General features: G+C 63.3%; 14 protein-coding genes. 8 read left to right on the forward strand and 6 right to left on the reverse strand.

All coding sequences use genetic code 11. The features are described 5' to 3' along the window. The first annotated feature begins 19 nt into the window (after positions 1-19). On the forward strand, positions 20-1,870 hold the full coding sequence (locus tag ACZ9GA_RS00495; protein ID WP_457357938.1) for an amidohydrolase: 1,851 nt from the start codon (positions 20-22) through the stop codon (positions 1,868-1,870). A gap of 131 nt (positions 1,871-2,001) precedes the next feature. On the opposite strand, the gene trmA is transcribed toward ACZ9GA_RS00495, so the two are convergent. The 3 genes from trmA to ACZ9GA_RS00510 all read right to left on the reverse strand — a co-directional run bounded on the left by trmA (position 2,002) and on the right by ACZ9GA_RS00510 (position 5,877). Next, positions 2,002-3,087, reverse strand: a complete 1,086-nt coding sequence (trmA, locus tag ACZ9GA_RS00500) for a tRNA (uridine(54)-C5)-methyltransferase TrmA (RefSeq protein ID WP_457357937.1) — start codon at positions 3,085-3,087, stop codon at positions 2,002-2,004. Further along, on the reverse strand, positions 3,084-4,379 hold the full coding sequence (locus ACZ9GA_RS00505) for an NCS2 family permease (RefSeq protein WP_457357935.1): 1,296 nt from the start codon (positions 4,377-4,379) through the stop codon (positions 3,084-3,086). The genes trmA and ACZ9GA_RS00505 overlap by 4 nt, the downstream gene beginning before the upstream one ends. Positions 4,380-4,650: 271 nt before the next feature. Continuing rightward, positions 4,651-5,877: an MFS transporter gene (locus ACZ9GA_RS00510; protein WP_457357933.1), complete on the reverse strand. Its 1,227-nt coding sequence runs from the start codon at positions 5,875-5,877 to the stop codon at positions 4,651-4,653. A 391-nt stretch (positions 5,878-6,268) separates the two neighbouring features. Here ACZ9GA_RS00510 and ACZ9GA_RS00515 point away from each other — a divergent pair, with 391 nt between their 5' ends. The 3 genes from ACZ9GA_RS00515 (at position 6,269) to ACZ9GA_RS00525 (ending at position 9,034) form a co-directional block, all read left to right on the forward strand. After that, positions 6,269-7,708 (forward strand): cytochrome ubiquinol oxidase subunit I, encoded by a 1,440-nt coding sequence (locus tag ACZ9GA_RS00515; protein ID WP_457357932.1) that lies wholly within the window; start codon positions 6,269-6,271, stop codon positions 7,706-7,708. 3 nt (positions 7,709-7,711) lie between these two features. Then, complete coding sequence (cydB, locus tag ACZ9GA_RS00520; RefSeq protein ID WP_457357930.1) at positions 7,712-8,719, forward strand: cytochrome d ubiquinol oxidase subunit II; 1,008 nt, start codon at positions 7,712-7,714, stop codon at positions 8,717-8,719. A 153-nt stretch (positions 8,720-8,872) separates the two neighbouring features. Further along, on the forward strand, positions 8,873-9,034 hold the full coding sequence (locus tag ACZ9GA_RS00525) for a DUF2474 domain-containing protein (RefSeq protein WP_457357928.1): 162 nt from the start codon (positions 8,873-8,875) through the stop codon (positions 9,032-9,034). A 183-nt stretch (positions 9,035-9,217) separates the two neighbouring features. Here ACZ9GA_RS00525 and ACZ9GA_RS00530 read toward each other — a convergent pair whose 3' ends face one another. Together ACZ9GA_RS00530 and ACZ9GA_RS00535 are read right to left on the reverse strand one after the other, a co-directional pair. After that, positions 9,218-10,342 (reverse strand): methyltransferase, encoded by a 1,125-nt coding sequence (locus ACZ9GA_RS00530; RefSeq protein ID WP_457363602.1) that lies wholly within the window; start codon positions 10,340-10,342, stop codon positions 9,218-9,220. A gap of 134 nt (positions 10,343-10,476) precedes the next feature. Beyond that, entirely contained in the window at positions 10,477-11,184 is a 708-nt protein-coding gene (locus tag ACZ9GA_RS00535) for an autoinducer binding domain-containing protein (RefSeq protein ID WP_457357926.1), read from the reverse strand. A 205-nt stretch (positions 11,185-11,389) separates the two neighbouring features. Here ACZ9GA_RS00535 and ACZ9GA_RS00540 point away from each other — a divergent pair, with 205 nt between their 5' ends. Continuing rightward, the gene (locus ACZ9GA_RS00540; protein ID WP_457357924.1) at positions 11,390-12,166 is read left to right on the forward strand and encodes a ferredoxin--NADP reductase; all 777 of its coding nucleotides are present in this window, start codon (positions 11,390-11,392) and stop codon (positions 12,164-12,166) included. An 86-nt stretch (positions 12,167-12,252) separates the two neighbouring features. Here ACZ9GA_RS00540 and mscL read toward each other — a convergent pair whose 3' ends face one another. Continuing rightward, positions 12,253-12,666, reverse strand: coding sequence for a large-conductance mechanosensitive channel protein MscL (gene mscL / locus ACZ9GA_RS00545; protein ID WP_457357923.1), 414 nt, complete (start codon positions 12,664-12,666; stop codon positions 12,253-12,255). 258 nt (positions 12,667-12,924) lie between these two features. Here mscL and radA point away from each other — a divergent pair, with 258 nt between their 5' ends. From radA to ACZ9GA_RS00560, 3 genes are all read left to right on the forward strand, one after another. Then, a complete protein-coding gene (radA, locus tag ACZ9GA_RS00550) occupies positions 12,925-14,292 on the forward strand; it encodes a DNA repair protein RadA (protein WP_455922162.1) in 1,368 nt (455 codons plus the stop codon). A 343-nt stretch (positions 14,293-14,635) separates the two neighbouring features. After that, positions 14,636-16,357 carry a ShlB/FhaC/HecB family hemolysin secretion/activation protein gene (locus ACZ9GA_RS00555; RefSeq protein ID WP_457357922.1) on the forward strand — a complete coding sequence of 574 codons (1,722 nt, stop codon included), beginning with the start codon at positions 14,636-14,638 and terminating at the stop codon, positions 16,355-16,357. A 23-nt stretch (positions 16,358-16,380) separates the two neighbouring features. Then, complete coding sequence (locus tag ACZ9GA_RS00560) at positions 16,381-26,352, forward strand: hemagglutinin repeat-containing protein (RefSeq protein ID WP_457357920.1); 9,972 nt, start codon at positions 16,381-16,383, stop codon at positions 26,350-26,352. Positions 26,353-26,358: the final 6 nt, after the last annotated feature.

Raw genomic sequence — 26,358 nt, forward strand, 5'->3', positions numbered from 1 at the left:
GACAACAAGGAACCCTGTCATGAACACCCCCGTCATCGCTGATCTGATCCTGCACAACGGCCGCCTGCACACCGTCGACCGCGCCAAGCCCAAGGCCAGCGCCGTGGCCATCAAGGACGGCAAGTTTGTCGCGGTAGGCACCGACGCCGAAGCCATGGCCCTGCGCGGCAGCGCCACCCAGGTCATCGACCTGCGCGGGCGCACGGTGATCCCCGGGCTCAACGACTCGCACCTGCACCTGATCCGCGGTGGCTTGAACTACAACTTGGAACTGCGCTGGGAAGGCGTGCCCTCGCTGGTCGATGCCCTGGCCATGCTCAAGGAGCAGGCCCTGCGCACCCCAGCGCCGCAGTGGGTACGCGTGGTGGGTGGCTGGAACGAGTTCCAGTTCGCCGAAAAGCGCATGCCCACCCTGGAAGAGCTGAACAAGGCCGCGCCCGACACCCCGGTGTTCGTGCTGCACCTGTATGACCGCGCCTTGCTCAACCGCGCTGCCTTGCGCGTGGTGGGCTATGACCGCAACACGCCCAACCCGCCGGGTGGCGAGATTCAGCGCGATGCCCAGGGCAACCCCACCGGCATGCTGGTGGCGCGCCCCAACGCGATGATTTTGTATTCCACCCTCAGCAAAGGCCCGAAACTGCCGCTGGAATACCAGGTCAACTCCACCCGCCAGTTCATGCGTGAGCTCAATCGCCTGGGCGTCACCAGCGCCATCGACGCCGGGGGCGGTTTCCAGAACTTCCCCGATGACTACGAGGTAATCAACGAGCTGGCCGCCAAGGACCAGCTGACCGTACGCATCGCCTACAACCTGTTCACCCAGAAGCCCAAGGAAGAGCTGGCCGACTTCCAGCACTGGACCGCCAGCACCCGCTACGGGCAGGGCAACGACTTTTTGCGCAACAACGGTGCCGGCGAGATGCTGGTGTTCTCGGCCGCTGACTTCGAGGACTTCCTGGAACCGCGCCCGGACCTGCCCGCCACCATGGAGCAGGACCTGGAGCCGGTGGTGCGCCACCTGGTGGAGCAGCGCTGGCCGTTCCGCCTGCACGCCACCTATGACGAATCCATCTCGCGGATGCTGGATGTGTTCGAGAAGGTTGATCGCGATATCCCCTTCAACGGCCTGCCCTGGTTCTTCGACCACGCCGAGACCATCACGCCGAAGAACATCGAACGGGTGAAGGCTTTGGGCGGCGGCATCGCCATCCAGGACCGCATGGCCTTCCAGGGCGAATACTTCGTCGACCGCTACGGCAAGAAAGCCGGCGAACAGACCCCGCCTATCCAGCGCATGTTGGCCGAGGGCGTGCCGGTGGGCGCGGGCACCGATGCCACCCGGGTGTCGAGCTACAACCCGTGGACCTCGCTGTACTGGATGGTCAGCGGCAAGACCGTGGGCGGGCTGGAGCTTTATCCACAGGGCCTTGAACGTGACACGGCGCTGGAACTGTACACCCATGGCAGTGCCTGGTTTTCATCCGAGCAGGGCAAGAAGGGCCAGATCAAGGTCGGGCAGTTGGCGGACCTGGTGGCCTTGTCGGCGGACTATTTCAGCGTCGAGGAAGAGGCGATCAAGTGGATCGAATCATTGTTGACCGTGGTGGACGGCAAAGTGGTGCACGCGGCGGGTGAGTTCGACAAGCTGGCGCCAGCGACTTTGCCGGTAACCCCGGACTGGTCGCCGGTGGCCATCGTGCCGGGCCATTGGCGGCCGCAGTCGCCGGTGTTGCAGCAGGTGCATCAGTGCAGCGGCCCGTGCGGTGTGCATGCCCACAGCCACGACAGGGCGCGGCAGTCGAGCGTGCCGGTCAGTGATTTTCAGGGGTTCTGGGGGGCGTTTGGCTGTTCGTGCTTCGCGTTTTAGTTCACAGCGCCCATTTGTGGGAGCGGGCTCTGCCCGCGAAAAGCACACCGCGATTTATCTGAAACTACGCGGCGGTCTTTTCGCGGGCAGAGCCCGCTCCCACAATGGTTAGCCTGTGAGGTTTGCGTGCCTTAGCGGCGAACCAGCAGCACACCCGATTCCATGTGATGGGTATACGGGAACTGGTCAAACAACGCACAACGCTCGATCCGGTGCGTATCGTGCAACTGGGCGATGTTGGCCGCCAGCGTCTCCGGGTTGCAGGAGATGTACAGGATGTTGTCGAAGCGACGGGTCAATTCGCAGGTATCCGGGTCCATGCCCGCACGCGGCGGGTCGACGAACACGCTGCCGAACTCGTAGCTCTTCAGGTCCACGCCCTGCAGACGACGGAACGGACGCACTTCGTTCAGCGCTTCGGTCAGCTCCTCGGCGCTCAGGCGCACCAGGGTGACGTTATCCACAGCGTTGTCGGCCAGGTTGTTCAGCGCGGCGTTCACCGAGGTCTTGCTGATCTCGGTGGCCAGCACCTTGCGCACGCGGGTGGCCAGGGGCAGGGTGAAGTTGCCGTTGCCGCAGTACAGTTCCAGCAAGTCATCTTCACGCTGGCCCAGGACTTCATACGCCCAAGTCAGCATCTTCTGGTTCACCGTGCCGTTGGGCTGGGTGAACGCGCCTTCGGGCTGTTGATAACTGAACACACGGCCCGCCACGTCCAGCTTTTCCACAGCGAAGTCGCGGCCAATCACCACGCGTTTGCCCTTGGAACGGCCGATCAGGCTAATGCCCAGGTCGGCGGCCAGTTGCTCGGCGGCCACCTGCCAGTGCTCGTCCAGTGGGCGGTGATAGCACAGGGTAACCATGGCATCGCCGGCCAGGGTGGTCAGGAACTCCACCTGGAACAGCTTGTTGCTCAGCGCCTCGTTGGCCTGCCAGGCGGCTTTCAGCTTGGGCATCAGTTCATTGATGCGCAGGCTGGCGATCGGGAATTCCTCGATCAGGATGGCCGTGTGCTTCTCGCCCGGGGCAAACATGGCGTAGTGACGCTGGCCGTCCTGGCGCCACAGGCGGAACTCGGCGCGCAGGCGGTAGTGCTCGCGCGGCGAATCGAACACCGCCGGTTCCGGGGCATCGAACGGCGCCAGCAGCTCACGCAGGCGCGCCGTTTTCTCGTCCAGTTGGCGGCTGTAGCCCGCCGGGTTCACTACCGTACTCATGCGTTGAACCAGCCCAGCTTGATGACGAACAGGATCGACAGAATGATCAGCGCCGGGTTCAGGTCACGGGTGCGGCCCGACAGCAGCTTGATCAGTGTCCAGGAAATGAAACCGAAGGCAATGCCGTTGGCGATCGAGTAGGTGAACGGCATGGCCAGGGCGGTGACCACCACGGGCGCGGCCTCGGTGATGTCGTCCCAGTTGATTTCCGCCAGGCCCGACATCATCAGCACGGCCACGAACAACAGGGCAGGGGCGGTGGCGAAGGCCGGCACGCTGCCCGCCAGCGGGGCGAAGAACAAGGCCAGGATGAACAGCAGGGCCACCACGATGGCAGTCAGGCCGGTACGGCCACCGGCGCTCACGCCTGCCGCCGACTCGATGTAGCTGGTGGTGGTCGAGGTGCCCAGCAGCGAACCGGCCATGGCCGCGGTGCTGTCGGCGATCAGGGCACGGCCCATTTTCGGCATGTGGCCGTCCTTGCCCATCAGGCCGGCGCGCTTGGCCACGCCAATCAGGGTGCCGGAGTTGTCGAACAGGTCAACGAACAGGAAGGCGAAGATCACGCTGACCAGGCCCACGTTCAGTGCGCCCTTGATGTCCAGTTGCAGGAAGGTCGGGGCCAGCGAAGGGGGCATCGAGGTGACGCCGCCGAACGGGCTGAAGCCCATCAGGATCGAGACGACGGTCACCGCCAGAATGCCGATCAGCACCGCGCCGCGCACTTTCAGGGCTTCCAGGCCCACGATCAGCACGAAGCCCAGGGTGGCCAGGATAGGCGCAGGCTGCTTCAGGTCGCCCAGGCCCACCAGGGTGGCCGGGTTGCCGACCACGATACCGGCGTTGTGCAGGGCGATCAGCGCCAGGAACAGGCCGATACCGGCCGCAATGGCCGAACGCAGGGGCAGGGGGATGCTGTTGACGATCCATTCGCGGATACGAAAGATCGACAGCAGGAAGAACAGCACCGCCGAGATGAACACCGAACCCAGCGCGGTCTGCCAGGTGTAACCCATGTGCAGCACCACGGTGTAGGTGAAGAAGGCGTTCAGGCCCATGCCCGGCGCCAGGGCGATCGGGTAGTTGGCGATCAGGCCCATCACGGTGGAGCCGATGGCGGCAGCCAGGCAGGTGGCGACGAACACCGCGCCCTTGTCCATGCCGGTCTCGCCGAGGATGCTCGGGTTGACGAACAGGATGTAGGCCATGGCCAGGAACGTGGTGATGCCCGCCAGTATCTCGGTACGCACGTTGGTGTTGTGTGCTTTTAGTTGAAACAGCCTTTCCAGCATGCCTGATCCCCGTGGCGCGCCCCGGCGCCGTGAATGAATTGACCCCTCAAGCAAAGCACAAGCTCGCGCGGGGGCCGAAAAAAGCCGCGCATCATACCAGCATGGCTGCCTGCCGGTGAATTCTTGTAACCGCCGCCGCCAAGCTGCGCCGCCCCCGATATGCACTGCAGATCTGTAGCCGCTGCCGTTAGGCTGCGCTGGCCCTGATATGCACTGCAGATATCCGGTGGTGCATAGGGCCAGCGCAGCCTGCGGCAGCGGCTACGCAGGGTCAGGCTTGGCGGTTATGCATATGATCGCGCTTGGCCAGGGTAGGGAACAGCTTGATCCAGATCCCGGTAATCGCCAGCGTGCCCACGCCACCCAGCACCACCGCCGGCACCGTGCCAAACCAATGCGCCGTCAGCCCCGACTCGAACTCGCCCAGCTGGTTCGAAGCCCCGATAAATAGCCCATTCACGGCACTCACCCTGCCGCGCATCTCATCCGGGGTCTCCAGCTGCACAAATGCCCCGCGAATCACCATGCTGATCATGTCCGCCGCCCCCAGCACCGCCAGGGTCGCCAGGCTGAACCAGAACGAGGTGGACAGCCCGAAGGCAATGGTGGCCACGCCAAACACGCCCACGCCGGTAAACATGATGCGCCCCACCTTGCGCTCGATGGGGAAGCGCGCCAGCCAGAACGACATCAGCAACGCCCCCACCGCTGGCGCCGAACGCAGCAGGCCCAGGCCCCAGGGGCCGGTCAGCAGGATGTCGCGGGCAAACACCGGCAGCAGCGCGGTGGCGCCGCCCAGCAGCACGGCAAACAGGTCCAGGGAGATGGCGCCGAGGATATCCGGGCGGCTGCGAATGAAGTTGATACCCGCCAGCAACGATTGCAGGGTGGCCTTGCCCTTGTTCAGCGGGGTCTGGCGCGCAGGCAGGCTGAGCATCAGCGACAGCGCGATCACGTACAGCACCACCGTGGGTCCATACACCCAGACGCTGCCAAAGGCATAAAGGAAGCCACCCAAGGCCGGTGCGACGATGGTGGCGGTCTGCATGGCCGACGCCGAGGCCGCCACCGCACGCGGGAACAGCTCGGCGGGGACGATATTGGGCAACAGGGCCTGGGTGGTGGGCATTTCAAACGCCCGGGCGGCGCCCAGCAGGAAGGCCAGCACAAAGATCATGTCGCGGCTGACGTTGTCGGTGCTGCTGCCAATCACCAGGGCCATGGCAATCAGGGCCTGGGCGGCCTGGCACAGCGCGGCCACCTTGCGGCGGTCGTAGCGGTCGGCCACGTGGCCGGTGTGCAGCATGAACAGCACACGCGGGGTGAATTCCACCAAACCCACCAGGCCCAGGTCCAGCACGCTGCCCGTCAGTTGGTACAAATGCCAGCCGATGGCCACGGTCAGCATCTGGAAACCGCTGGCGGTAAACACCCGCGCCAGCCAGAAGGACATGAAAGGACGGTGACGGCGCAGCAGCAGTACAGTGGAACTGGACATGGGACAGGGCGACCTCGCGAGCGGAATGCGCGAGATTATCATTACTTTGTAACGCCAGGTTACGTAAAAACAGGTCGATGACGTTCGCCACCATCCTCTCGCCCGATCCCCGAAAATCGCTGCAAGCCCTGCTTTAGCAGGGTGAGGCAACCTGCCGCGTGACAATCGACCACGCGGTTATATGGACAGATTGGGTCTACTCTTTCACTGGTAATTGATCCAGATCAACACACTTTGCTTCGGCACGGTGTGCTGACCGCTGGTCACTGCTGCACTTGCACACCCAGAACACTTTTCGCGCGCCGCACTCATTAACCGTGAGGGCCATCGGCGCGGTTTGACGGGGGCGTCCCCGGCACACGCAGATGAATCATCTGATAGAGGAAACCATATGTTCGGCTTAGAGGCTCTAGATCTCGCCCGAATGCAGTTCGCGTTTACGGTATCGTTCCACATCCTGTTCCCTGCCATCACCATCGGCCTGGCCAGTTTCCTGGCTGTGCTCGAAGGCCTGTGGCTCAAGACCAAGGACGACACCTACCGCGACCTGTACCATTTCTGGTCGAAAATTTTCGCCGTCAACTTCGGTATGGGCGTGGTCTCGGGCCTGGTCATGGCTTACGAGTTCGGCACCAACTGGAGCCGTTTCACCGACTTCGCAGGCGCGGTCACCGGCCCGCTGTTGACGTATGAAGTGCTGACGGCGTTCTTCCTGGAAGCCGGTTTCCTCGGCGTCATGCTGTTCGGCTGGAACCGTGTGGGCCGTGGCCTGCACTACTTCTCCACCGTCATGGTGGCCGTGGGCACGCTGATCTCCACCTTCTGGATCCTGGCTTCCAACAGCTGGATGCAGACCCCGCAGGGCTACGAGATCGTCGACGGTCGCGTGATCCCGGTGGATTGGCTGGCGGTGATCTTCAACCCCTCGTTCCCGTTCCGCCTGGCGCACATGGCCATCGCCGCCTTCGTCGCCACCGCGTTCTTCGTCGGCGCCTCGGCTGCCTGGCACCTGCTGCGTGGCCGCGACAACGCTGCCATCCGCAAGATGTTCTCCATGGCCATGTGGATGGCACTGATCGTCGCGCCTATCCAGGCCTTCGTCGGTGACGCCCACGGTCTGAACACCCTGGAGCACCAGCCGGCCAAGATCGCCGCCATCGAGGGCCACTGGGAAAACGTCGGCAACGAGCCGACCCCGCTGATCCTGTTCGGCATCCCCGACATGAAGGAAGAGAAAACCAAGTACGCCATCGAAGTGCCGTACCTGGGCAGCCTGATCCTGACCCACAGCCTGGACAAGCAGATCCCGGCGCTCAAGTCGTTCCCGCCTGAAGACCGTCCGAACTCGCTGATCGTGTTCTGGTCGTTCCGCATCATGGCCGGCCTGGGCATGCTGATGATCGGCGTGGGCCTGTGGAGTGCCTGGCTGCGCTGGCGCGGCGGGTTGTACACCAACCGTCTGTTCCTGACCTTGGCCATGTGCATGGGGCCATCGGGCCTGATCGCGCTGCTGGCCGGCTGGTTCACCACCGAGATCGGCCGTCAGCCGTGGGTGGTCTACGGCCTGATGCGCACCACGGACGCTGTGTCCAACCACAGCGCTACCCAGATGAGCATCACCCTGGTGCTGTTCGTGGTGGTCTACTTCTCGCTGTTCGGTACCGGTTTCGGCTACATGATGCGCCTGGTGCGCAAGGGTCCGAAAACCCACGAAGGCGCCGAAGCTACCCACGGTGGTCCTGGCCAGAACCGCACGCCTGCACGTCCCCTCTCCGCTGCCCATGAAGGCACCGAAGAAGGCACCGTCGACAGCCTGAACAAGGGGAACTGAGTCATGGGTATTGATCTGCCACTGATTTGGGCAATCATCATTATCTTCGGCGTGATGATGTACGTGATCATGGACGGTTTCGACCTGGGCATCGGGATTCTCTTCCCGTTCCTGAAGGGCGAGTCGGACCGTGACGTGATGATGAACACCGTCGCCCCGGTATGGGACGGCAACGAAACCTGGCTGGTGCTGGGCGGCGCGGCGCTGTTCGGCGCCTTCCCGCTGGCCTACTCGGTGGTGCTGGAAGCCCTGTACCTGCCGCTGATCTTCATGCTGATTGGCCTGATCTTCCGCGGCGTGGCCTTCGAGTTCCGCTTCAAGGCCCGCGACAACAAGCGCCACATCTGGGACAAGGCCTTCATCGGCGGTTCCCTGGTTGCCACCTTCTTCCAGGGCGTGGCCCTGGGCGCCTACATCGACGGCATCCCGGTGGTCAACCGTGCCTACGCCGGTGGTGGCCTGGACTGGCTGACGCCGTTCAGCGTGTTCTGTGGCCTGGCGCTGATCGTGGCCTACGCCCTGCTGGGTTGCACCTGGCTGATCATGAAGACCGAAGGCAGCCTGCAGGAAGCCATGCACAAGCTGGCCAAGCCGCTGACCCTGGTACTGCTGCTGGTGACCGGTATCGTCAGTATCTGGACGCCGCTGACCCACGCCGACATCGCCAGCCGCTGGTTCAGCATGCCTAACCTGCTGTGGTTCATGCCGGTGCCGCTGCTGGTACTGCTGTCGGTGTACGCGCTGCTGAAATCGGTGTCGCAACGCGCCCACTACATGCCGTTCATCATGACCCTGATCCTGATCTTCCTGGGTTACAGCGGGCTGGGCATCAGCCTGTGGCCGAACATCATCCCGCCAGCCGTGTCGATCTGGGATGCTGCTTCGCCGCCGCAAAGCCAGGGCTTCATCCTGGTGGGCACGCTGTTCATCATTCCGTTCATCCTGGTGTACACCTTCTGGAGCTACTACGTGTTCCGCGGCAAGGTGAAACCAGAGGATGGCTACCACTGATAGTGCTGTGTGACGGTACTGGCTGTGGGAGCGGGTTCTACCCGCGAAAAGGGCAATGCGTTATCACAGTGAGTACGCTGTGTTCTTTTCGCGGGCAGAGCCCGCTCCCACAGACGCCGTCACCGATTTCGGCGACGTTTGGAGGATTTTGACATGAGCATCAAGGAACACGAACCCGACCCGGCCACCAACACCCCCTGGTGGAAGCGCGTGGGCTGGTTGCTGGTGATCTGGGCAGGCAGCATCGTCGCCCTGGGCATCGTTGCCGAGTTGCTGCGCATGTTCATGACCGCCGCGGGCATGAAATCGCACTGAAATTACCGTCTCATCCCACCCGCTGTTTTGCACAGGCAGCGGTTTTCAAACCCTCTTCGGAGGGTTTTTTTTGCCTGGCGATAATGTCGTAGCCGCTGCCGCCAGGCTGCGCTGGCCCGCGTGAACCCTGGAGATCTCCAGCAAGGCGAAGGGCCAGCGCAGCCTGGCGGCAGCGGCTACCGATTATTTGCGGGCTTTGAGGATGACGAATTTCGGCGTGGAGGCTACTTGTTCAACCCCACGGAACAACCGCGCCAACTTGCTGTGATAGCCCAAGTGCCGGTTACCCACGATATACAAAGCCCCACCCACCACCAACGCCTCCCGAGCCTGCTGGAACATGCGCCAGGCCAAAAAGTCACCCACCACCTGGGCTTGGTGGAACGGCGGGTTGCACAGCACCACGTCCAGCGACTGCGGTGCCTGCCCGGCCAGGCCATCGCCGGCGCGCACGGTCACGGCACGTTCGCCCAGCGCCGCCTGCCAGTTCTCGGCCGCCGATTGCACCGCCATGTACGACTCGTCCACCAGGGTGAATTCAGCCTGTGGGTTCTGCAGGGCGCTGACAATGCCCAGCACGCCATTGCCGCAACCCAGGTCCGCCACCCGCGCGGCGCCAAGGCCGGTAGGCAGGTGCGGCAGGAAGGCGCGGGTACCGATGTCCAAACCTTCGCGGCAGAACACGTTGGCGTGGTTGAGCAGTTCCAGGGCCGGCTGCTCCAGACGGTAGCGGCTAGGGTAGGGCGACGTGAAGGCCGGGCGCGTTTCGGCGCTGGCGATCAGCAGGCGCGCTTTCTTCACGGCCAGCGAGGCGCTGACCGGGCCGATGTACTTGTCCAACAGATCACCCGCCGCGCGCGGCAGGTGCTTGACCATGGCCGAAGCCACCACCTGGGCACCAGGCGCCAGATGGCCTTGCAGGCGAATCAGTTGTTCTTCCAGCAGGGCCAGGGTCTTGGGCACGCGGATCAGCACGCGGTCGAACAGGCCCTCCCAGCGCTGGCTGGCGGGCAGCACGGTAATGGCGTCGAACGGGCGACCGTTGCGCACCAGGTTCTTTTCCAGCGCCTGGCTGCCCAGGAACGAATCACCGCTGGTGACCAGATCGAACTGGCCCTGCAGGCTGATGGCCAGGGCGCCGAAGCTGTCGTTGAGCACCAGCACCCGCGTGTTGGCGGGCAACTGCTGTTCGGCCAAATGGCTGAGCAGGTACTCATCCGCCGCGTCGAACGCCTGCAGCGGTTCGTTGGGCTGGTCAGGCTGGCGGATCAGGTCGAGTTGGGCAAAGGGTGTGGTCAGCACGGGCATGGGGCAGAGACTCAGGATGGGCAGCTTTATGATACGCAAGTCTCGGCGACACCAAACTCGCAGCGGGGAGCCGCCTTGTGGCGCTCCGGGCCGGGAATTCTACGTTTATTTGCAGATTTATGCAGGGGTGGTGGCTACAGCATGCCGGCCTGGGCCGCATGGACGACGGCGGTGATCTTGTTGCTGGTGCCCAATTTTCGCACGGCGTTGTTGATGTGGAAGTTCACCGTGCGCTCGGACAGGCTCAGGATAATGCCGATATCGCCCGCCGTCTTGCCTTGCGCTGACCAGCGCAGCATCTCCAGCTCGCGGGTGGACAGGTGCGCCGGTGAGCCGTCCAGGGACTTGAACAGGTGGCCGCCCAGGTGCTCATGCAGCAGGTTGCTCAGCAACAGGCAGTCGCCGGCCTTGAGACAGAACTCATCGGCGGTCACCGGCAATTCACGGCGGATCAACGACACCATGCTCATGCGCCCGCCGGTGTCATGGATGGCCAGGCTCACGCCATGCCGCATGCCATGCGCCCAGGCATCATTACGCAGGGCGGGCGCGCGGGCGAACACCTGATCGGACCACAGCAGCGGCACCACCGACTGCAGGCAATGCCTGACCGTGGGATCGCTGTTTACATAACCCTGTTGTCGATAGCGGTCGCACCATGCGGTGGGCATGTTGCTCACGCCTTCCATGTGGGAACGAGGGCCGGTGAAGTCGGGGGCGGTGGCAAATCCCAGGTAATCGAAACCCAGCGTACGCGCCGATCGATAGGCCGCTTCCAGGATCTCGTCGTCATCGGTCATCGCTTGCAACTCGCACAGTTGCGCCTTACGCCAGTACTTCATTCGAACGCCCTCCATCACAGATGAGATCCAGGATCCAAAACAGATGCTGGTTTGATTCTAGGCGCAGATGGCGGAAAAAAAGCTGTAAGTCGTCGGTAAAACGAATTGATTTTGCAGGCTCAGCTTGTAAATGCCATTACATCTCGCAGGTGTTATTACGCGGCCGATTGCAGGACACTTAGGCATTGTTTTCGTGGAGACCACCATGACCGCCAGTGCCGAGAATTTCACCCGCCAGACCCTGCTGGAGGTGCAGCCACTGACCCCAAGCCTGTTTACCCTGCGCACCACCCGCGATCCCGGGTTTCGGTTTCGCGCCGGGCAGTTCGCCCGCCTGGGCGTGACCAAGGCCGATGGCTCGGTGGCATGGCGGGCTTATTCGATGGTGTCGTCGCCCCACGACGAGTTTCTGGAGTTCTTCTCCATCGTGGTACCGGGCGGCGAGTTCACCAGCGAACTGAGCCGGCTGCGCGAAGGCGATACCTTGCTGGTCGACCGCCAGGCATTCGGTTACCTCACCCCTGACCGTTTCACCGATGGCCGTGACCTGTGGCTGTTGGCTACGGGCACGGGCGTGGCGCCGTTCCTGTCGATACTGCAGGACTTCGAGGTGTGGGAGAAATTCGAGCGCATCATCCTGGTGTACAGCGCCCGCGAAGGTCGTGAACTGGCGTACCAGCCTTTGATTGCCGAACTGACCGGGCGTGAATACCTGGCCGAGTACGCGCACAAATTCCAGTACATCCCCACGGTTACCCGCGAGCCATACCCGGGGGCGCTGGGTGGGCGCATCACCACGCTGATCGACAACGGCGAGTTGGAACGGGCGGCGGGTTGTGCGCTGACGCCGGCTGATTCGCGGGTGATGATCTGCGGCAACCCGCAGATGATCGACGACACCCGGCAGGTGCTAAAGGGCCGAGACATGCGCCTGGCACTGACCCGCAAGCCGGGGCAGATTGCGGTAGAGAATTACTGGTAACCGCGTTGCCGCTGACGCGGCCTGGCGGCCGCTGCTACACGGTATTTTGTAGCAGCTGCCGAAGGCGGCGTCACGGACACTGCGGTCTACGGACGAGCATTCTGCTCTTTCAACAAATCGCGAATCTCACCCAGCAGCAGCTCTTCCTTGGTCGGCGTAGGCGGCAGGGTAGGGGCCTTGGCTTCTTCGCGCTTGAGGCGGTTGATAGCCTTTACGCCCATGAAGATGGCAAAGGCCACAATCAGGAAGTCGATCACCGTCTGAATGAACTTGCCATACGCCAGCACCACCGCCGGCGCGGTCCCCTGCGCTTCACGCAGCACCACCGCCAGGTCACTGAAGTCCACCCCGCCAATCAACAGCCCCAGCGGCGGCATCACCACATCACCCACGAACGACGACACAATCTTGCCGAAGGCGGCGCCGATGATGATACCCACGGCCATGTCGACCACGTTGCCTTTGACCGCGAAGGCCTTGAACTCAGTTAGTACGCCCATGTTTCGATATCCCTCGTGACAAATGAATGGTTGCAGGCAGTGTAAGACACCAATTCGCGTCATGCCCAACACCTGGTAACAATGACCGGCCATCGCGTCAGAAGTTTGATCCAATCCTGTAGCCGCTGCCGCCAGGCTGCGCTGGCCCTTGTTCACGCTCGAAATCTGCAGTGCACTCAGGGGCCAGCGCAGCCTGGCGGCAGCGGCTACAAGAATGTTCCGGTATGATGACTGTTTTTATATACAGGGGGTTCCACCATGGCCAAGGCCAAGCGCTTGTACGGCTGCACCGAATGCGGCGCCACCTTCCCCAAATGGGCAGGCCAGTGCGGCGAGTGCGGCGCCTGGAACACCCTGACCGAAACCATGATCGAAGCCGGCGCCGCCGCGCCCCCCAGCGGCCGCACCGGCTGGGCCGGCCAGCAGGCGCAGATCAAGACCCTGGCCGAAGTCAGCGTCGAGGAAATCCCGCGCTTCACCACCGCCTCCACCGAACTTGACCGCGTGCTGGGCGGCGGCCTGGTGGACGGCTCGGTGGTGCTGATCGGCGGCGACCCCGGCATCGGCAAATCCACCATCCTGCTGCAGACCCTGTGCAACATCGCCGCGCGCATGCCGGCGCTGTACGTCACCGGCGAGGAATCGCAACAGCAGGTGGCCATGCGCGCCCGCCGCCTGGGCCTGCCCCAGGACAAACTGCGGGTGATGACCGAAACCTGCATCGAAACCATCATCGCCACCGCCCGCGTCGAACAGCCCAAGGTGATGGTCATCGACTCCATCCAGACCATCTTCACCGAGGCCCTGCAGTCCGCCCCCGGCGGCGTCTCCCAGGTACGCGAAAGCGCCGCCCTGCTGGTGCGCTACGCCAAGCAGAGCGGCACGGCGATCTTCCTGGTGGGCCACGTGACCAAGGAAGGCGCCCTGGCCGGCCCGCGCGTGCTGGAACACATGGTGGACACCGTGCTGTATTTCGAAGGCGAATCCGACGGCCGCCTGCGCCTGCTGCGTGCCGTGAAAAACCGCTTCGGCGCCGTCAACGAACTGGGCGTGTTTGGCATGACCGACAAGGGCCTGAAGGAAGTCTCCAACCCCTCGGCCATCTTCCTCACCCGCGCCCAGGAAGAAGTGCCCGGCAGCGTGGTCATGGCCACCTGGGAAGGCACGCGGCCGATGCTGGTGGAAGTACAGGCCCTGGTCGACGACAGCCACATGGCCAACCCGCGCCGCGTCACCCTGGGCCTGGACCAGAACCGCCTGTCCATGCTGCTGGCGGTACTGCACCGCCACGGCGGCATTCCCACCCACGACCAGGACGTGTTCCTCAACGTGGTGGGTGGCGTGAAGGTGCTGGAAACCGCCTCCGACCTGGCGCTGCTGGCAGCCATCATGTCCAGCCTGCGCAACCGGCCGTTGCCCCATGACTTGCTGGTGTTTGGCGAAGTAGGGCTGTCGGGTGAAGTGCGCCCGGTGCCCAGTGGCCAGGAGCGCCTGAAGGAAGCCGCCAAGCACGGCTTCAAGCGCGCCATCGTGCCCAAGGGCAATGCGCCGAAGGAGTCGCCAGCCGGGTTGCAGGTGATTGGGGTGACGCGGCTGGAACAGGCGTTGGATGCGTTGTTCGAATAAAACGCCTTCTGCCCTGCTCATGTGGGACCGGGCGAAGCTCGGGAAGCGAACGACTCGGTAATCCAGGGTGGCCGCTTCCCGAGCTTCGCCCGGTCCCACAAACAAAAAGGGAGCGTGTGCCGTTCGTCGGTTTTAATATGCCGAGAAAGCGGAATAGATCCCTTTTTAATCTGTACTGGTTTTTTCTATTTAATCTGTATCTTCTTGATTATCGCCGATTTTAGGCGCCTTCTAACGTTAATATCTTGGATTATACGAAATTGTATCCAGAAATTGACGTTCGGGCAGCAGGCGCCTAGTATCGCCGCTCTTTTTGCACCCCGACGCTTCAAGGATCGATTCAATGTCCATTCCCAGACCACGGATCCCGGCCTGGTTCTGTCTGTTTCTCAGCATCTGCTACCTGCCCATTACCGCCCACGCCGCACCTGTATCGATGCCTGCCCAAGGCGATCAGGACCTGATCCGCGAGCGCCAGAATCGCCTGCTGGAAGATCAGCAGCGGCGTCTCGAAGACCTCAAGAACCTGCCCGGCAAGGTCGCCCCCCAGGACAGCCTCTCGGCGCCTTCGGACAACCGCTGTTTCCCCATCACCCGCATCGAGCTCAAGGGCGCCGATCACCTGTCCGCCACCGAGCGGGAAAAGCTGGTGCAGCCCTTCCTCGGCCAATGCCTGGCCGTGGCGCAGCTAAACGATGTGCTCAAGGCCATCACCAACCATTATCTGGAGCGCGGCCTGGTGACCAGCCGCGCCTACCTGCCGCCCCAGGATCTGAGCAGCGGTACGCTGGTGGTGCAAGTGGTGGAAGGGCGTCTGGAAAGCCTCAAGGGTGCGCCCGACAGCGGCATCAGCCAACGTGAGCTGGCCATGACCTTCCCGGGGCGCGCCGGCGAGGTGCTGGACCTGCGCCAGATCGAGCAGATGGTCGACCAGCTCAACCGCCTGCCCTCCCACCAGGCCCGCATGGAACTCAGCCCCGGCCAGGCCGTGGGCGGCAGCGACGTGCTGGTCACCAACAGCCCGCAAAAGCCCTGGCGCGCCTCCCTGGGCCGCACTAACGACGGCCAGCGCAGCACCGGTGAGCAGCAGTGGAACACCGGGCTTGAGTGGGACAGCCCGTTGGGCCTGGCCGACGAGTTGATGCTGCGCGCCGGGCACGATGCGGTCAGCGACTCGGCCCACGGCTCGCACAACGAGATGCTCAACTACAACCTGCCGTGGGGGTGGTGGACTTTCAATTACAGCTACAGCCAGAGCGCCTATCGCTCACAGGTCGTGCCCCCGAACCAGAAAATCTTCAAGCAAAAAGGCGACAGCCAAACCCACCAACTGCGCGCCGAGCGCGTGGTGTACCGCGATGCCCTGAGCAAGACCTCGGTCAACGTCGGCCTCACGCGCCTGGCCACCAACAACTACAACGACCAGGCGCGGATCATCGGCAGCAGCAACACCCTCACCGAAGCCAGTTACGGCATCAACCACGGCCGCCGCGTGGGCAACGCCCTCCTCAACATCGACCTCGGCACCCAGAAAGGCATCGGCGCCTTCGGTGCCCAGGGCGACCTGGGAAGCACAGGCCCATCCCCGCGCTACCGCAAATACACCGCGACCGCCAGCTACCTGCACCCCTTCCAGCTGTGGGGCGAGCGCTTCACCTTCAGCAGCCTGGCCACCGGGCAGCACAGCAAGGACCAGTTGTTCAGTTCCCAACGCATGAGCGTCGGCGGCCTGTCATCGGTGCGCGGCTTCAAAGACCAGTACCTGGCTGGCGACAGCGGCGGCTACTGGCGCAACGAAGTGCGCTGGACCCGCCCGCTGGACTGGGACCTGCTGCGCCCGGCCCTGACCGAATACGGCATGGCCCTGGCCTACGACCAAGGCGTGCTCAGCCATGGCCGGGGCAGTGGCGACCAGCACGGCCGCCTCAGCGGCAACGCCGTGGAGCTGTTCGCCCGCGGCCGCTACCTGGGCGCCAGCGTCACCGTCGCCCACTCGCTGGAACGCCCCGGCGCCATCGCCGACCGCGAAACGCCGATCTATTTCAGCCTCAACCTCTTCCTCTGAATTTCGCTGCACGAGTACACGACATGGACGCCCGTCACCTTGCCTTCCTGGCCCGCCAGCCTTCGGCCACCCTTCAGCCCCGTGAACGTTTCTGGGGCATGCCCAAACGTGCGCTGGCCTTCCTGCTGGCCAACGTCATGTTCTGGCAACCGCTGTGGGCCCAGGCCGAGGGCATCGTGGTCAGCGGCCCGGGCACCACCCTGGGGGCGGCGGGCAACGGCGTGCCGGTGGTCAACATTGCTGCGCCCAACGCCAGCGGCCTGTCGCACAACCAGTTCCAGGACTACAACGTCGGCAGCCAGGGCGTGATCCTCAACAACGCCACCGGCCGCACCCAGGCCACGCAACTGGGCGGCATCATCCTGGGCAACGCCAACCTCAACGGCAAGGCCGCCACCACCATCCTCAACGAGGTGACCGGCAACAACCGCAGCCAGTTGCAGGGCTACACCGAAGTGGCCGGCCAGGCCGCGCGGGTGATCGTCGCCAACCCCTACGGCATCACCTGCAACGGCTGCGGCTTCATCAACACCCCGCGCGCCACGCTGACCACCGGCAAGCCGGTGCTGGACGGCAGTGGCCGGCTGGACCGTCTGCAAGTGGACGGCGGCGACATCGCCATCGAAGGCGCCGACCTCAACGCCGCCAATGTCGACCAGTTCGAGCTGATCACTCGCTCCACCAAGCTCAACGCCAAGCTGTACGCCAAGAACCTCACCGTGGTCACCGGCCGCAACGACGTCAACGCCGACACCCTGCAGGCCACGCCACGCGCCGATGACGGCTCGGACAAACCGCAACTGGCCATCGACAGCGCCGCCCTGGGCGGCATGTACGTGGGCGCGGTAAAACTGGTGGGCACCGAGAAAGGCGTGGGCGTGCGCCTGGCCGGCGACCTGGCCGCCAGCGCCGGCGACGTGCAGATCGACGCCAACGGCAAGTTGACCATGGCCAATGTCAGCGCCAACGGCGCGGTGGTGGCCAACGCTGCCCAGATCGACGCGCAGGGCCCGGTATACGGTGGCACGCGCATTGAGCTGCACAGTGCGGGCAACCTCGACAACCGCCAAAGCCTGACCGCCCGCGACAGCATCACCCTCAGCGCCGATGGCCGCCTGAACAACCCCGGTGTGATCGAAGCCGGCGTCAATGCCGACAACACCCGCAATAGCCAGGGCGACGTCACCCTGCGCGCCGCCGACATCGTCAACACTGGCAGCGTGATCGCCAGCCGCACGCTCGACGCGCGCGGCACCCAAAGCCTGCGCAACGACGGCGGCGTCATCCAGGGCCGCGACGTCACCCTGCACAGCGCCCAGCTCACCAACAACGGCAGCACGGCGCGCCTGCGCGGGGAAACCAGCCTCAACCTCAACACCCCGGCACTCGCCAACCTGGGCGGCCTGATCCGCTTCGGCGCCGGGCAGAACGTCGACCTCAGCCTGACCAGCCTGGACAACCGCGCCGGCCGCCTGGAAGTGGTGGGTGGCCAGTTCAAGGTAGCCGCCAGCACCTTCGACAACCGCGCCGGCACCCTGCTGGCCGACCGCCTCGACCTCGATGTCGGGCAACTGGACAACCGCAGCGGCATCCTCTCCGCCAGCACCGGCGACGCCACGGTGAAAGCCAGCGCGCTGCTGGACAACCAGGGCGGCCGTATCGAGGCTGGCACAGCGCTGGACGTCAACGCCGGCACGGTGAATAACAGCGCCGGTACCCTCAGCGCTGCCAGCGTCAGCGTGACCGCCGACAGCCTGGACAACAGCGCCGGTGGGCAGATCATCGCCACGGCAGGCAGCCTCGACCTGCGCCTGGCCCAGCGCTTCAACAACCAGGCCGGTCGCGCCCTGGCCAAGACCCTGTTCAGCCTGCAAGCCGCCAGCGTGGACAACCGCGGCGGCAAGCTGCAAGGCCAGGCGCTGGTGTTCAACAACCCCGGCGTGGCGTTCGACAACCGCGCCGGCAGCCTGCTGTTCGACACCCTCGACCTCACCGCCGGCCAGCTCGACAACCGTGACGCCGGCCTGATCGTCGGCGGCATTGGCGGCGTGCGCCTGATCCTCGACAGCCTGGCCAACAGCGGCGGGCGCATCCAGAGCGACGCCGACCTGCGCATCACCGCGCCCACCCTCGACAACCAGGGCGGTGTCATCAGCGGCAAGGCCGTCACCCTCACCGCCACCACCCTGAACAACAGCGCCAAGGGCGCCGTACTGGGCAACGGCGGCACTGTGCGCCTGGCCATCAGCGGCGTGCTCGACAACACCACCGGCGTCATCGATGCCGACGACCAGGCCCTGTGGCTGCAAGGCTTCACCCAGCTGGACAACCGCAACGGCAGCCTGGGCGGCAAGCGCATCGACATCAATGGCGCCCAGATCGACAACCGCCAGGGCGGCCAGATCATTGCTGGCGCCGACGGTTTGCTGATCACCGCCAGCACCGTGCTCAACCAGCAGGGCCTGCTGCGCGCCAATGGCGGCGACCTCATCCTGGCGCTGGGCGACGGCACCCTGCAGAACCAGGGCGGTACGGCCGTGGCCGACAGCCTGGACATCACCGCCGGCACCCTCGACAACAGCGCCGACGACACCCGCGCCGGGATGCTGTCCAGTCTGGTGGGCAAGCTCAAACTGACTGTGGCACACCTCAGCAACCGCGCCGGTAAACTCTTCGCCAACGGCGAGCTGACCCTCGATGGCCAGCGCCTGGACAACGGCGCGGGCGGCGAAATCAGCGGCGCCAACCTCACCCTCAACCTGGCCGATACCCTCGACAACCAGGGCCTGATCGAGTCCGCCGGCAGCCTGACCCTCAGCGGTGGCAACGTCAGCAACAGCGGCCGCCTGCGCGCCCTGGGCGGCGACCTCAGCCAGTTCACCTTGGGCGGCACGCTGACCAACAGCGGCACCCTGCAGCTCTACAGCCAGGCCTTTTACCTGCAAGCCGCCACCCTGGACGGCAGCCAGGGCACCATCACCGGTACCGGTAGCGCCGATTGGCGCCTGGGCAATGTACACAGCGTGGGCCGCGCCCAGTTCGACGGTGCCTTCAGCCTGACCAGCGCTGGCAACCTGACTCTGCTGGCGGGCGACCGTCTGGCCAGCGCCGGCGCACTGACCCTGAACGTCGCCAGCCTGGACAACGCCGGCGACCTGGCCAGCGGTCACAGCCTGGCCATGGGGTTGTCCGGCAGCCTGGTCAACCGCGGCCGGCTGTCCAGCCAACGCGACCTCAGCGTACAGGCCACCACCTTCAGCCAGCTGGGCGGCACCTTGGCCAGCGTGGGCGACACCACCCTGGTCCTGCCCGGTGACTTCACCAACGGCGGGCGCCTGATCGCCGGCCAAAACCTCAGCATCAGTGCCAACAGCATCACCAACAACGGCACCCTGGGCAGCAGCACCGGCACCCTCAGCCTCAAGGCCCTGGGCGCCATCATCAACAGTCCCGACACCCTGATGTTCAGCCCCGGCGACATGACCCTGCGCGCCGACCGCTTCAGCAACACCTACGGCGAGCTGTACAGCCAGGGCGGCTTCAGCTTCGCCGGCTATGACGGTGGCCGCGCCAGCGCCTTCAGCAACCTCTCCGGCAGCATCCAGGCCCACGGCGCCATCGACCTCAATGCCGTCAGCATCGAAAACGCCAAGGCCCAGTTCGAACTGGCCAAGGCCGTGACCAGCGGCACCCTTGAATGGCGTTGCGGCCAGCACTGCGGCGGCCACGACTCGTTCAAGCGCGGCACCATCACCATCACCAAGACTCTGGACGAAACCGTACTGGCGGACTCGCCCATGGCCCGCCTGATCGCCGGCCAGGGCATGGTGCTCAACGCCAGCGACGTACAGAACCGCTACAGCCTGATGGCCGCCAACGGCGACCTGACCATCAACGCCGACACCTTGCTCAACCAGGCATCCTCGGCGCGCAGCGGCAGCCAGGTCATCGTCATCGGCACGCCCGAGCGCATCGGCACCGGCTACTGGGACCAGATGCAATACATCGACGTCCCGGCGTTCAACGCCGCCGTCGCCGCCGGCAACTTCGACGAAGCACGCTTCAACGAACTGATCGCCCGTTCCAGCGACAGCCGCTTCCAGCAGCAAAGCGACGTCACCACCTGGACCCCCGACGCCACCCACAACTACAGCAGCACGATTCAATCGGGCGGCACCGTGGCGCTCAACGTCACCCACAGCGTGCAGAACGGCGAGTTGCTGGAACAGACCCAGGCACAACTCACCGGCCAGCTGCAAACCGAAGACACGCTGAAAGTAAGCGCCGTCGAAATCCAGCTCAGCCCCGAGCACACAGAGGGCACCCTGGCAGATGCCAAGGACGTGGAGCGCGTCGAACACATCGACCCCGACGGCACGGTGCGCGTCAGCTTCACCCCCGTGGACTTCAGCGGCGTGCCCTTCGCCGCCGTAGACCCCACCGCCTCCAGCAGCTTCCGCCTGCCCCAGGGCGAGTACGGCCTGTTCGTACCCAGCCAGAACCCGCAAAGCCACTACCTGATCGAGACCAACCCCAACCTCACCGACCCGAGCAAATTCATGAGCTCGGACTACCTGCTGGGCCAGCTGGGCTACAGCAGCGACGAGTCCGCCCGCCGCCTGGGCGACGGCCGCTACGAAACCCGCCTGATCAGCGACGCCGTGGTCGCGCGCACCGGCCAGCGCTTCCTGGCCGCCAGCCTGACCAGCGACTACGACCAGTACCGCTATCTGATGGACAACGCCCTGGCCAGCAAGAGCGCGCTCAACCTCAGCGTGGGCGTGGGCCTGAGCGCCCAGCAGGTCGCCGCCCTGACCCACGACATCGTGTGGATGGAAAACCGCGTCATCGACGGCCAGAGCGTACTGGTGCCAGTGCTGTACCTGGCCCAGGCCGACAGCCGCAACGTCAATGGCGGCGCGCTGATTCAGGGCCGCGACCTGAAACTGATGGCGGGCAATGACCTGATCAACGTGGGCACCCTGAGTGCCAGCAATGACCTGAGTGCGAGCGTAGGCGGGAGCGTCTACAACGGCGGGGTCGCGGAGGCCAATCAGCGCTTGAGCCTGTTGGCGCAGGACAGTATCCGCAATGCGCTGGCGGGGGATATTCGTGCTGGGCAGGTTGATCTGGTTACGCTCAAGGGCGACATCGTCAATGACCGTACGGCGATTGCGGTGCGTGATGGGGCGGGGATGCGCACTGTTACGGATGAGGGGGGGCGGATAACGGCGGGCAATGCCCTGAATGCTACCGCTGGCCAGGATCTCACCAACCTTGGGGCGATCAGTTCCGAGGGTAATGCCAACCTGCAAGCCGGGCACGATATCAACTTGCGCGCGGTACAGGACGTCAGCGAGAAGCACGAATCCCACAACGGCGGCCACAACTCCAGTATCACCCACGTTGTGGATAACCTCGCTTCCACGGTGACCGCCAAAGGCAACCTGGCCCTGGATGCAGGCCGAGACCTGAATGTCGTCGCCAGTAAAGCCAACGCCGAGAAAGACCTGCAGGCCACCGCCAGCCGCGACATCAATCTGCTGTCGGCGGGCGATGTACAGGACGTGCACTCGTTCAGCAAAAGCGGGCACAAACGCGTCACCCGGGAAAACAACCAGACCCAGCAGCAAGCGGGTGAGTTGAGCGCGGGCGGTAACGTTGTCGCCGTAGCCACCAATACCATGACTCTGGTTGCCAGCAAGATTACCGCTGGCGACGAGGCGTACCTGTATGCCGGCAAACAAGTAAGCGTACTGGCGGGGGAGAACAGCACTTCCACCCTTTACGACATGACCAAGAAGAGCCGTACCAGCAAGAAAAGCCAGCTGGACCTGGTCACCAACACCACCAACGCTGGCAGCGCCGTCACCAGCGGGCAGGGCACTACGGTCGTTTCCGGGCAAGACTTGCTGATCAGAGGCAGTGAAGTGTCGGCCGACAAAGGCGATGTACGCCTGCAAGCGGTCAACGACGTGGCGATCGTTGCCGGTGAAGACACCACCACTGCCCGCCACGAGAAGAGCAGCAGCAAAAGCAGCTGGGGCGGCCTCAAGGCCAGCAAGGTCAAGGACAAGGTCAACGAAAACCAGACCAGTGCCGCAGGCAGCCTGGTCTCTGGCGACACGGTGAATGTGACGGCCGGACGGGATGCGGCTATCACTGGTTCCTCGCTGGTTAGCACCGACGATATCAACGTGCTGGCCGGGCGTGACCTGACCGTGGACGCCGCCGAAAATACCTTCCAGCGCACGGAGTATCACAAGGAAAAAAGCCGTGACCTGACGGGCATCGCCACCGCCAACATGGGCGGGCTCGATGACATCACCGGCAACCTTCACCTGTCCATCGGCAGTCAGAAACATACCGGCAACGCCAGCGAAACCACCTTGACCGGTAGCACTATTGGCTCAAGCGCAGGCGACCTCAACCTCAGTGCGGGGCGAACGCTGAGCGTGGTTGGCAGCGATCTTGTCAGCACCAAGGACATGACCCTGACCGGTGCCGATGTGCGCATCGCGGCAGGTATGGAGACCGGCAAGCAAAGCAGCGTCGATACCTCCAGCAGCCTTGCCGTGGGCAGGGTAATTGGCGGTACGGTCATCGATACCGTCAAGAGTATCCGCAACGACGTCCAGGCTGCCCGCCAGGCTGACGACAAGCGACTGGCCGCAGTAAAGGGCGCGCAGGCGGCACTGTCGCTCTATAACGCCGTGGGCAACTCCAGCGCCGGCGCGGCCAACGAGTCCGACGGTCGGCCAGCCAACAGTGGCGGTTCGCTGATCAAGATCGGCACTGAACTGGCGTCCACCCATAGCAAAAGCACCAGCGATTACGAAAGCCAGACGGCCAAATCGTCGACGGTGACCAGTGGCGGCAATCTGTCCGTCATCGCAACCGGCGACCAGGCGGACGCGAAGGGTGACATCGACATCCTCGGCAGTCAGCTCAAGGCTGAGCAGACGCTGCTGCTGGCCAAGAACAACATCAACCTGGAAAGCCAGCAGAACACCCAGGAATGGAGCAATCACGACACCCACAGCAAGCTGGCCATTGGCGCCAGTTTCAACATCGGCTCGCAGAATGGCTTTACCCTCGACCTGGGCGCTCAGGCGGCGAAAGGCTTGGGGACTGGCAGTGAAGTAACCCAGGTCAACACGACCGTCGACACCTCTCAGTTGACAGTGCGCAGCGGCCGGGACACTACGCTGGCGGGTGCGCAGGTACGTGCAGACAGCATCAATGCTGACATTGGCGGCAACCTCAATATCGCGTCTCGCCAGGACGAGTCAGACAGCAAGAACAAACAAACCAGCGGTGGCTTTGGCGGCAGCATCTGTGTACCGCCGTTCTGCTATGGGGCCACGGTTACCGCCAGCGGCAACCTGGCAGCAAGCAACACCAAGTCTGATTACGCTGCGGTCACGGAGCAGACGGGGCTGTTCGCTGGCACGGGTGGCTACGACATTCATGTAGGCGGGACTACCCGCCTGGATGGTGCTGTCATCGCCAGCGAGGCTACGCCGGACAAAAACCGCCTTGATACTGATCGGTTGGTTGTCAGCGATATCAAGAACAAGAGCGAAGTCAAAAGCTCTGCGGCTGGGATTAGCCTTTCCTACAACGGCAATGAAAGCGGGGTGGGCGGCAGTGTGCCGCTCATGCTGACCGACAACGGTACCAGTGATACCCGCAGCGCAATCAGCGAAGGTTCCATCACCGTTCGTAATCCAGAAGGGGCCAACGATCTTGTCGGCCTCAATCGCGACACTGCTCACGCCAACGAACAGCTGGATCGACCCGACCTGAAGGCGATGCAAGAGCGTATCGACCTGATCCAGAGCACGGTACAACTGGGACAGAGCGCGGTTGAAACCGTCGCAGCCGCCAAGCGTAAGGATGCGCAAGAACAAGCCCGTAAAGCTTCCACACCGGAAGAAGTGGCTGCTGCCAATGCCGCAATCAAAGAGGCCAACGACTGGGCGTTGGGTGGCGATAAACGCTTGCTGGCGGATGTCGCCACCGGTGTCATCGCCGCAGCACTGGGCGGGGCTGGCACCACGACGAATGTCGGGATACTGGCCAACACCACGGCAGCGGATACGTACAAGGCCATTGGCGACTTTGCCAATCGGCAGGAGCTCTCCGCTACGGACGACGCCAGCCGTGCGGCTTGGGCCGAAGGTGGTTCTGCACGCACGTTAATGCACACCTTGGCCGGCGCGTTGCAGGGATTATCTGGCGGCAACCCCCTGGCCGGCGCAGTTGGCGCCGCTGCATCGGCCAGCATCATGCCGCTGGTCGACGACGCGCTTAAAGCAAGCGGGGTCACCGATGAGACTCAAAGGAACGCCCTGGCCTCCATCATTGCTGCTGGCGTGGGGGCTGGTGCCACTGGGGCCACAGGGCAATCCACGGCCGGCCAGATCGCAGGTGCCCAGGCCGGCTCGGCGGTAGATCAATACAACCGGCAGTTGCACCCCAAGGAAATCGCGCTGCTTAAAACGCAGGCGTCTGAGCTGGCCAAAGAGGCTGGTATCAGTGACGCGGAGGCAGAGAAACGCCTTGCCAGAGCGTTGGCATATTACCTTGACGCAGGCTGGCACGAAGTTATCGGCGGTAAAGATGCTGCGCCGGATGACACCACGCTGAAATACCTTGGCATCGCGTTGGCGCCGCTAGGCAGTGAATACGACACGCCACTGCTCATCAACGGGTTCCCATCTGTAGGACAAGCCGAGCAGCAGTACACACCAGACGAAGTGCTCTTCCTGGTACAGCGTTACCAGTTTCTGCATGGTGACCAGTATCAAGACAAGCTGATCAACTCGGAGTACCTCAACCCGGGGTTTGGTCTCGGCAGCCAGGACGATTACCGGTTCTACGAGAAAAATCTCAACTATTCCGGTAACGCCTATCAAGGCGTGTCCGGCTCGCTCTCAGGCACGGCCCAGGGCTACAAGGATGCGGTCACGGAGGCAGCTGGCAATTACTGGTCGCTTGCGAAAGGCCTGACCAATAATTTCGTTGGCACGTCTTCCGGCATTGCAAATGGGCTGGTGGCTGCGGTTTCGACTGATCAGGCCTGGAACAGTTATTGGGAGGAACATAACAACACGAAAGTGTTGGAGGCGCTGTACTCGCTTCAGGGGGATGCGGCGGCCAGTGCAGCGGTCAGGGCGAAGGATGAGGCTGGTCTGATCCTGGACATGATTCCGGCGAATCGGATTGGGAAGGCGGCACAGATTGCCGCCAAGATTGAAGGCGACATTGTCAAGAGGGGGGCGTTGTCTGTTGAGAGCTCTATTCTGCCTGTAGGCTACCGTGATGGCGGAACAGTAGGGGCAGCTTTCAATGAGACCGGTGGGTTACCGGTAGGTTATCGTCGGGTCATCAATACCCGGACTGGTAACGTAGAGGTTCTGGCACCTAATGGTAGCTTCTATTTTGAGACCAGCAATGGACTGAAGCCAAAGGCAGGGGGTAACCTTGCCGAATTGGTGGCGGCGGAAAAAAGGATTGCTGATGCCAAAAGAGAGACAGCGTTATCAAATGATGTTAACGCCGAACCGCGTATTGGCTATGGTGCAAAAGCTACTGATATTTCACGGACTGCACTAGCTGGTCCTACTAAGAACTGGAAAACCTTTGTTAATGCTGAAAAGCAGATTCAACTGGAAGCAGGTGCTGGGCAGCGTGTAGATCAAGTTATCAATGAAACTCTATCTGGTAAGAAAAATTTCACGAGCTCTATGACGCTCACAACCGATGAGGCTCTATCAGCAGGGCAAAAATATCTCGGTTCCGGGTACAGGGAAATCGGTAAGCCCGGCTCAGGGGTGTTTCACAGCGCTGATGGCACCAAGGAGTTCCGTATCGATTCAGGATCTATATCAGGAGCACACGCTCCGGGGGTTCCACATGTACATTTCGGAGTTAAAGATCCTGTGACTGGAAAATATATTTCTAACAACCATGTTCCCTATGCGGACTAGGATATG

It is taken from the genome of Pseudomonas sp. TE3644 (assembly GCF_056278815.1).

What these genes read in the sequence shown, in the direction of transcription:
- ACZ9GA_RS00495 (WP_457357938.1), top strand. Translation starts at nt 20, where the DNA reads ATGAACACCCCCGTCATCGCTGATCTGATCCTGCACAACGGCCGCCTG.
- trmA (WP_457357937.1), bottom strand. Translation starts at nt 3,087, where the DNA reads ATGAGTACGGTAGTGAACCCGGCGGGCTACAGCCGCCAACTGGACGAG.
- ACZ9GA_RS00505 (WP_457357935.1), bottom strand. Translation starts at nt 4,379, where the DNA reads ATGCTGGAAAGGCTGTTTCAACTAAAAGCACACAACACCAACGTGCGT.
- ACZ9GA_RS00510 (WP_457357933.1), bottom strand. Translation starts at nt 5,877, where the DNA reads ATGTCCAGTTCCACTGTACTGCTGCTGCGCCGTCACCGTCCTTTCATG.
- ACZ9GA_RS00515 (WP_457357932.1), top strand. Translation starts at nt 6,269, where the DNA reads ATGTTCGGCTTAGAGGCTCTAGATCTCGCCCGAATGCAGTTCGCGTTT.
- cydB (WP_457357930.1), top strand. Translation starts at nt 7,712, where the DNA reads ATGGGTATTGATCTGCCACTGATTTGGGCAATCATCATTATCTTCGGC.
- ACZ9GA_RS00525 (WP_457357928.1), top strand. Translation starts at nt 8,873, where the DNA reads ATGAGCATCAAGGAACACGAACCCGACCCGGCCACCAACACCCCCTGG.
- ACZ9GA_RS00530 (WP_457363602.1), bottom strand. Translation starts at nt 10,342, where the DNA reads ATGCCCGTGCTGACCACACCCTTTGCCCAACTCGACCTGATCCGCCAG.
- ACZ9GA_RS00535 (WP_457357926.1), bottom strand. Translation starts at nt 11,184, where the DNA reads ATGAAGTACTGGCGTAAGGCGCAACTGTGCGAGTTGCAAGCGATGACC.
- ACZ9GA_RS00540 (WP_457357924.1), top strand. Translation starts at nt 11,390, where the DNA reads ATGACCGCCAGTGCCGAGAATTTCACCCGCCAGACCCTGCTGGAGGTG.
- mscL (WP_457357923.1), bottom strand. Translation starts at nt 12,666, where the DNA reads ATGGGCGTACTAACTGAGTTCAAGGCCTTCGCGGTCAAAGGCAACGTG.
- radA (WP_455922162.1), top strand. Translation starts at nt 12,925, where the DNA reads ATGGCCAAGGCCAAGCGCTTGTACGGCTGCACCGAATGCGGCGCCACC.
- ACZ9GA_RS00555 (WP_457357922.1), top strand. Translation starts at nt 14,636, where the DNA reads ATGTCCATTCCCAGACCACGGATCCCGGCCTGGTTCTGTCTGTTTCTC.
- ACZ9GA_RS00560 (WP_457357920.1), top strand. Translation starts at nt 16,381, where the DNA reads ATGGACGCCCGTCACCTTGCCTTCCTGGCCCGCCAGCCTTCGGCCACC.